The organism is Pseudoalteromonas sp. GutCa3, from assembly GCF_002836155.1.
GTDB lineage: Bacteria > Pseudomonadota > Gammaproteobacteria > Enterobacterales > Alteromonadaceae > Pseudoalteromonas > Pseudoalteromonas arctica.
Genome location: NZ_PJBK01000069.1, coordinates 22,402 through 28,829 on the forward strand (window position 1 = coordinate 22,402; position 6,428 = coordinate 28,829).

Consider the following 6,428-nt stretch of genomic DNA (forward strand, 5'->3'; position numbering starts at 1 on the left):
TTTATTTAGATAACAATGGAGTATAGCTATGGCCTGGAATGAACCGGGTAATAATGGCAATGACAAAGATCCGTGGAATAATAAAGGCGGACGTGATCAAGGCCCACCTGATTTAGACGAGGTGTTCCGCAAGTTTAGTAACAAGTTCGGCGGCTTATTTGGCGGGAAAAAATCCGGCAATGGTAGCGGCGGTGGACTTGGCGGAGCCGGTATTTCATTCATACTTATTATCGCCGTTATTGTATGGGCGTTAAGTGGTATTTATACGGTTAAAGAAGCCGAGCGTGGTGTGGTTCTTCAATTTGGTAAATATGACCGAATTGCTGATCCTGGTCTGCGTTGGAAAATGACGTTTATTGAAACGGTAATCCCAGTAGATATTGAAGCAGTTCGTTCATTATCGGCTTCTGGTTTTATGCTTACTGAAGACGAAAACGTAGTGAGCGTTGAGTTTCAGGTGCAATACCGTGTTATTGACCCATACCTTTATGAATTTAGCGTAACTAACGCTGATAGTAGCTTAGAAGAAGCACTAGATAGTGCACTACGTTACGTTGTGGGCCATGCAAAAATGGACCAAGTATTAACTAATGGCCGTGAGGTTGTTCGTCAAAATACATGGGATGAGCTTAATAAGATTATCGAACCATATAACTTAGGTTTAATTGTTACTGACGTGAACTTTAAAGACTCTCGTCCGCCAACTGAAGTTAAAGATGCATTTGATGATGCGATTGCTGCACAAGAAGATGAAGAACGTTTCATTCGTGAAGCAGAAGCATATGCTCGTGAAATTGAACCGCGTGCTCGTGGTCAAGTAACGCGTATGACTCAAGAAGCGGAAGGTTACCAAGAGCGTATTACATTAGAAGCACAAGGTGAAGTAGCTCGTTTTGAAAAGCTATTACCTGAATATCAAGCAGCTAAAGAAGTTACTCGTGAGCGCTTATACATTGATGCAATGGAAGAAGTGTTAGGGAGTAGTTCTAAAATATTGGTTGATGTTAAAGGCGGTAATAATATGCTTTATTTACCACTTGATAAGATCATGGATAAGCAAGGGACAGCAACACGTGTTGCACTTCCAAGCTCTAGTGATATTCAAGATTTACGCAATAAAGTAAATACGTCGCGCAATAGCTCTGTTAATAGTGGCAATGACCGCTTTAACAACGACCGCTTCAATGATGGGAGATAATCATAATGAAAAACTTTAGTTTAGTAATACTATTAGCTGCCATTGTTATGTCTTTCTCATCGGTATTTGTTGTACCTGAAGGGCAAAAAGCAATTGTAATGTTATTCAGTAAAGTACAAAAAGACAGCGACGATCAAGCGATTGTATATGGCCCAGGCCTACAATTTAAGGTGCCATTTTTTAGCCAAGTACGTCGTATTGATGCACGTATTCAAACGCTAGATGGTGCGCCGGACCGCTTTGTTACTAGTGAGAAAAAAGACTTAATTGTTGATTCGTTTGTAAAATGGCGTGTTAATGACTTTAGCGCTTTTTACTTACGTGCCCGTGGCGATAAGCAATATGCTGAAACGCTACTTAAACAAAAAGTAAATAATGGTCTTCGTACAAACTTTGGTACACGTACAATTCGCGAAATTGTATCGGGTGAGCGTAGCGAGTTGATGGAAGAAGCGTTAGTACAAGCTTCTGAAAGTGCACGTGAGCTTGGTATTGAGGTGCTAGACGTACGTGTTAAGCAAATTAACCTACCGCAAGAAGTGAGTAGCTCTATTTACCAACGTATGCGCGCTGAGCGTACTGCTGTTGCAAAAGAGCATCGTTCTGAAGGTCAGGAAAAAGCCGAGACTATTCGTGCGGGTGTTGACCGTCGTGTAACAGTAATGCTTGCCGATGCAGAGCGTAATGCGCGTTCTGTACGTGGTCAAGGCGATGCTGATGCAGCAGGCATCTATGCAAGCGCGTATAACAAAGACCCTGAGTTCTTTAGTTTTGTGCGTTCGCTTGAGGCTTACAAAAAGACTTTTAAAAATAAGCAAGACGTTATGGTGCTTTCACCAGATAGCGACTTCTTCCAATATATGAAAGGCGCTAAAGCTCAATAGGCTTTACGTTAATTATTTAGAAGTTAAAAAGCCTCGCATTTGCGGGGCTTTTTGTTAAACACAGTCTAGTGCTTTAAATCACTGTTATTTATGTGGTTATTAGCTAATATTTGGATATAACAAATACGCGCAGAAAAAATAAGCTGAACAGGGGTGATCTTTACTTTAGTTTTCTGGTAAAATCTCGTCCTAATTTTCTCTAAGTGAATTTACGATGGGTAAAAACGTTGTTGTATTAGGCACCCAATGGGGTGACGAAGGAAAGGGTAAGGTAGTTGATCTCCTTACAGACAAAGCATCTTTAGTAGTTCGTTATCAAGGTGGCCACAATGCGGGTCATACTTTAGTTATCGAAGGTGAAAAGACGGTTCTACACCTTATTCCATCGGGTGTATTACGTGACAATGTTAAATGTGTGATTGGTAATGGTGTAGTTTTATCACCAGAAGCGCTAATGAGAGAAATTGGCATGCTTGAAGAACGCGGCGTACCAGTACGTGAGCGTCTTTTAATAAGTGAAGCATGTCCGCTAATCTTGCCTTTCCATGTTGCATTAGATGTAGCCCGCGAAACTGCTCGTGGCGATAAGCCAATTGGTACAACTGGCCGTGGTATCGGTCCTGCGTACGAAGATAAAGTGGCTCGCCGTGGTTTACGCGTAGGCGATTTATTTAATCCTGAATTATTTGCAGCTAAATTAAAAGAAGTTCTTGAATACCATAACTTCACTTTAGTTAACTACTACAAAGTAGACGCTGTAGATTTCCAAAAAACGTTTGATGATGCAATGGCTGTTGCTGATATCTTAAAAGCAATGGTTGTAGATGTAACTGAGCTTTTAGATCAAACGCGTTTAGCAGGCGAAAACATTTTATTTGAAGGTGCACAAGGTACGTTACTTGATATCGATCACGGTACTTACCCTTATGTAACATCTTCAAATACTACAGCTGGTGGCGTTGCTACTGGTGCAGGTTTTGGTCCATTAAACCTTGATTACGTTTTAGGTATTATTAAAGCGTACACTACACGTGTTGGTTCAGGTCCTTTCCCTACAGAGCTTTACGACGGTCTTGAGAAACAAGATCCAGTTGGTAAGCACTTAGGTGATAAAGGCCATGAGTTTGGCGCTACAACAGGTCGACTTCGTCGTACTGGTTGGTTAGATGCAGTGGCTATGCGCCGTGCGGTTCAAATCAACAGTATTTCAGGTTTTTGTTTAACTAAGCTTGATGTTTTAGATGGCTTAGAAACGCTTAAAATCTGTATTGGTTACAAGCTTGAAGATGGCACAGTTACTAACGTAACACCATTAGCAGCTGAAGGTTACGATAAAGTAACGCCAGTATACGAAGAAATGCCAGGTTGGTCAGAAAACACTGTTGGTGTAACGAGTCTTGACGGTTTACCAAAAGCTGCGATTGACTACATCAAGCGTATTGAAGAAATTACGGGTGTTCCAATTGATATTATTTCTACAGGTCCAGACCGCGTAGAAACTATGGTACTTCGCAACCCGTTTGCGTAATTACCATTAGATTAAAAAAGCTGCCTAGTGCAGCTTTTTTTGTATCTAAAATTCACCTTGGAACGATCTTTGTATATATTTTAATAAGTTTATTTTTATAAGTGGTGAGCATGCGTTTATTTTACCGTAATTGCGTATTAAGGCTTTCATTAATTCCGCTGTCTTTATTTATAGCAACCAACAGCTTAGCTACAGAAAGCCCTGCTGCTGTACCGCTGTATACAGAATCTGAGCTAATTGCGTTAATAAATAAAAATACGCATTTAGCGCGGGTGAAGGCAGATGATTGCCAGTTAGTGCAAGATATAGAAGCACGAGCCAATAAAATGGCATTGCCGTCTTATCAATTTTTATACGGCGATATGCTGGCTTATAACGTGTGCGTGGATCGTAATGTAGAGTTAGGTGTGTATTACATGCGAAAAGCGGCTGAACAAGGCTTAGCGGCAGCGCTAGAGCAGTTAGGGCGTTACTACGACACCGGGCGTTTAGTTCAGCAAGATAAAGCAATGGCAATTACGTATTTGCGTGAAGCGTCGTCGCAAGGCAATTTAAAAGCACAACTACGTTTGGTTAAATTATTTAATGATGGCTATGGCAGCCCGCGTGATTTTGAAGATGCATACCGTTGGCTATTTAATTCTATGGTCGCAGATAAAGCGACTCATAAAAAAATTGAGCGAGCGCTGACTAAGTTAGCGCAAAAAATGCCAGATAGTGTGGTTGCGCGAGCTCGCCTTCCTATTTAATGGCTCTTAAAAAACAAAACCCTAACTTTTTAAGTTAGGGTTTTTGAGTTTTTACAGGTAGTAAAAGTGTTTAACTTTCTTCTTTAGCCTTTGTTTGCGGGTCTTTTAAGACCGACATTTTAGGCGGCTGTAATGCAACAACACGCTCGCCTTCTTGCGGCGGTTTTTCCATGTTGATTGTAAACGGTCTTAGCTTAATTGGCGTATCGTCGTCGCTGTCTTTATCACCTTTAAGAATAAACAAAGGGATAGCCTCAGGGTTCATTTCTAGGTATTGCTCCCAGCTAAACTCATCCGAGATACGTGTTGAACTAACCTTACCGCCTTTAGCTATGATACTGCTCAAACGTGCGTATGAGCCTTCGTCGCCAAACAATATTTGTCTAGATAAAAACGTTGCACTGTCTTTATTTGCTTTAGCATGCGACGTTGATGAGCGAAGCGAAAATACATTTTTTTCATTAAGTAAATGCGAAAAGTATTGAACGCCTAGCGCATTATGATGACGGTTTGGCGATAGCGCTAAGACACTGCGAATAGTTGTTAGAGGTAAGTAGCGTTCAGCATGCTCTGATTGCGGGTTACCATAATAACAAGCTAAGCCATCCATACGTGCCATTCTGCAGTTTTCCCATGCAGGATCTGAAAGGTGAACCGGAATATTCTGCTCTTGTAAGCCACGTCCAATTGCACGCGATACATGGTTTGCACCAATAATTAATATTGTGTTTGGCGATGGTTGGCGTACACCTAATAGCTTGGCAACAGGGATGGCTGTTAAGCTTTGCAGCACAACCGTAATGATGATCACCGTAAATATAAGTGGCACCATTTTTTCAGCATCAGCAACGCCAGCTTCCATCATACTTAGTGCAAATACCGACCCAACGGCTGCGGCAACTATACCGCGTGGAGCAATCCAGGCAAGTACCAAGCGAGACTTCATTGGTAAGTCAGTACCAAAGGTCGAAATAGCAATACACAGTGGGCGTGCAACAAAAAGCACAATAGCTAAAAATATAAATACATCGCTGTCGAGCATCATCAAATCAGAAAGCTGTAAACGTGCTGCAAGTAAAATAAACAGCGTTGATATTAATATCATCGACAAGTCTTCTTTAAACTCAAGTACAGAATCTATTTCTAAATCGTCTTGGTTCGCAAGCCAAATACCAAATACAGTTACTGCTAATAAGCCTGATTCATGGCTTAAATAGTTTGATACAGAAAAACTAATAAGGACTAGTGCTAAAATTCCAAACTTATGTAATTCAAATGGCAGCCACTCGCGACGCATTAATAGGGTTGTTAGCCAACCTGCAGCAACACCAATACTTAAACCAACACCTAGGGTTTTAACTAAAGCAATAATAGTATGACTAAATACTTCGCCTTGGCCTACAAGCATTACAGCTTCAAATACCAATACAGCAAATAATGCGCCAATTGGGTCTATTACAATACCTTCCCAGCGAAGTATGCGGTCTATGTCTTGTGTTGGACGCATTGAGTTTAATAGCGGTGCTATAACGGTAGGGCCAGTAACAACGAGTACTGCGCCTAGTACCGCAGCAACACGCCAATTGAGCTCAAGCAACCAGTAGGCGCTTAAGCTAATAATAATGCAGGTAGTAAGCATACCGATTGAGCAGAGATTCCTTACAACTTTTCCTATCCCTTTTAATTCTCTGAAATGCAGAGTTAAGGAACCTTCAAATAAAATGATGGCAACGCTTAGTGATACTACTGGAAACAGTAAATCACCTAACAATGCATCAGGGTCTAAAACACCACTAAATGGTCCAAGTAAAAGACCAGTAAGCAATAAAAAAAGAATAGCGGGTACTCTAAAAGCCCACGCGACCCATTGGGCAAGCACAGAGCAAAGTGCGATACCGGCTATGTAAATTGCTGACATAGATTAAGAATTCCTTATTTATGACGATATGTTTAGAAAGTATAACTTTTGTTAATTATTAATACAGGGGTATACACCGGAAACTGAAATATTACTAATCAATTTTAGCTGCTTATAGAAGATTAGTAGGCTTAAATTATTTAGCGAGAAC

At 40.9% G+C, this 6,428-nt stretch carries 5 protein-coding genes; 4 read left to right on the forward strand and 1 reads right to left on the reverse strand.

Going from position 1 to position 6,428, the window contains the following annotated elements:
* The first annotated feature begins 28 nt into the window (after positions 1-28).
* The 4 genes from hflK (at position 29) to CXF64_RS12000 (ending at position 4,359) form a co-directional block, all read left to right on the forward strand.
* A complete protein-coding gene (gene hflK, locus CXF64_RS11985; RefSeq protein ID WP_010554352.1) occupies positions 29-1,198 on the forward strand; it encodes an FtsH protease activity modulator HflK in 1,170 nt (389 codons plus the stop codon).
* A 5-nt stretch (positions 1,199-1,203) separates the two neighbouring features.
* Positions 1,204-2,082 (forward strand): protease modulator HflC, encoded by an 879-nt coding sequence (hflC, locus tag CXF64_RS11990; RefSeq protein WP_010554353.1) that lies wholly within the window; start codon positions 1,204-1,206, stop codon positions 2,080-2,082.
* Between the two features lie 214 nt (positions 2,083-2,296).
* Complete coding sequence (locus tag CXF64_RS11995) at positions 2,297-3,610, forward strand: adenylosuccinate synthase (RefSeq protein ID WP_010554354.1); 1,314 nt, start codon at positions 2,297-2,299, stop codon at positions 3,608-3,610.
* A 110-nt stretch (positions 3,611-3,720) separates the two neighbouring features.
* Positions 3,721-4,359: a tetratricopeptide repeat protein gene (locus tag CXF64_RS12000; RefSeq protein WP_007586412.1), complete on the forward strand. Its 639-nt coding sequence runs from the start codon at positions 3,721-3,723 to the stop codon at positions 4,357-4,359.
* A 70-nt stretch (positions 4,360-4,429) separates the two neighbouring features.
* Here the strand turns inward: CXF64_RS12000 and CXF64_RS12005 are convergent, their stop codons facing one another.
* Positions 4,430-6,277: a cation:proton antiporter gene (locus CXF64_RS12005; protein WP_007586413.1), complete on the reverse strand. Its 1,848-nt coding sequence runs from the start codon at positions 6,275-6,277 to the stop codon at positions 4,430-4,432.
* Positions 6,278-6,428: the final 151 nt, after the last annotated feature.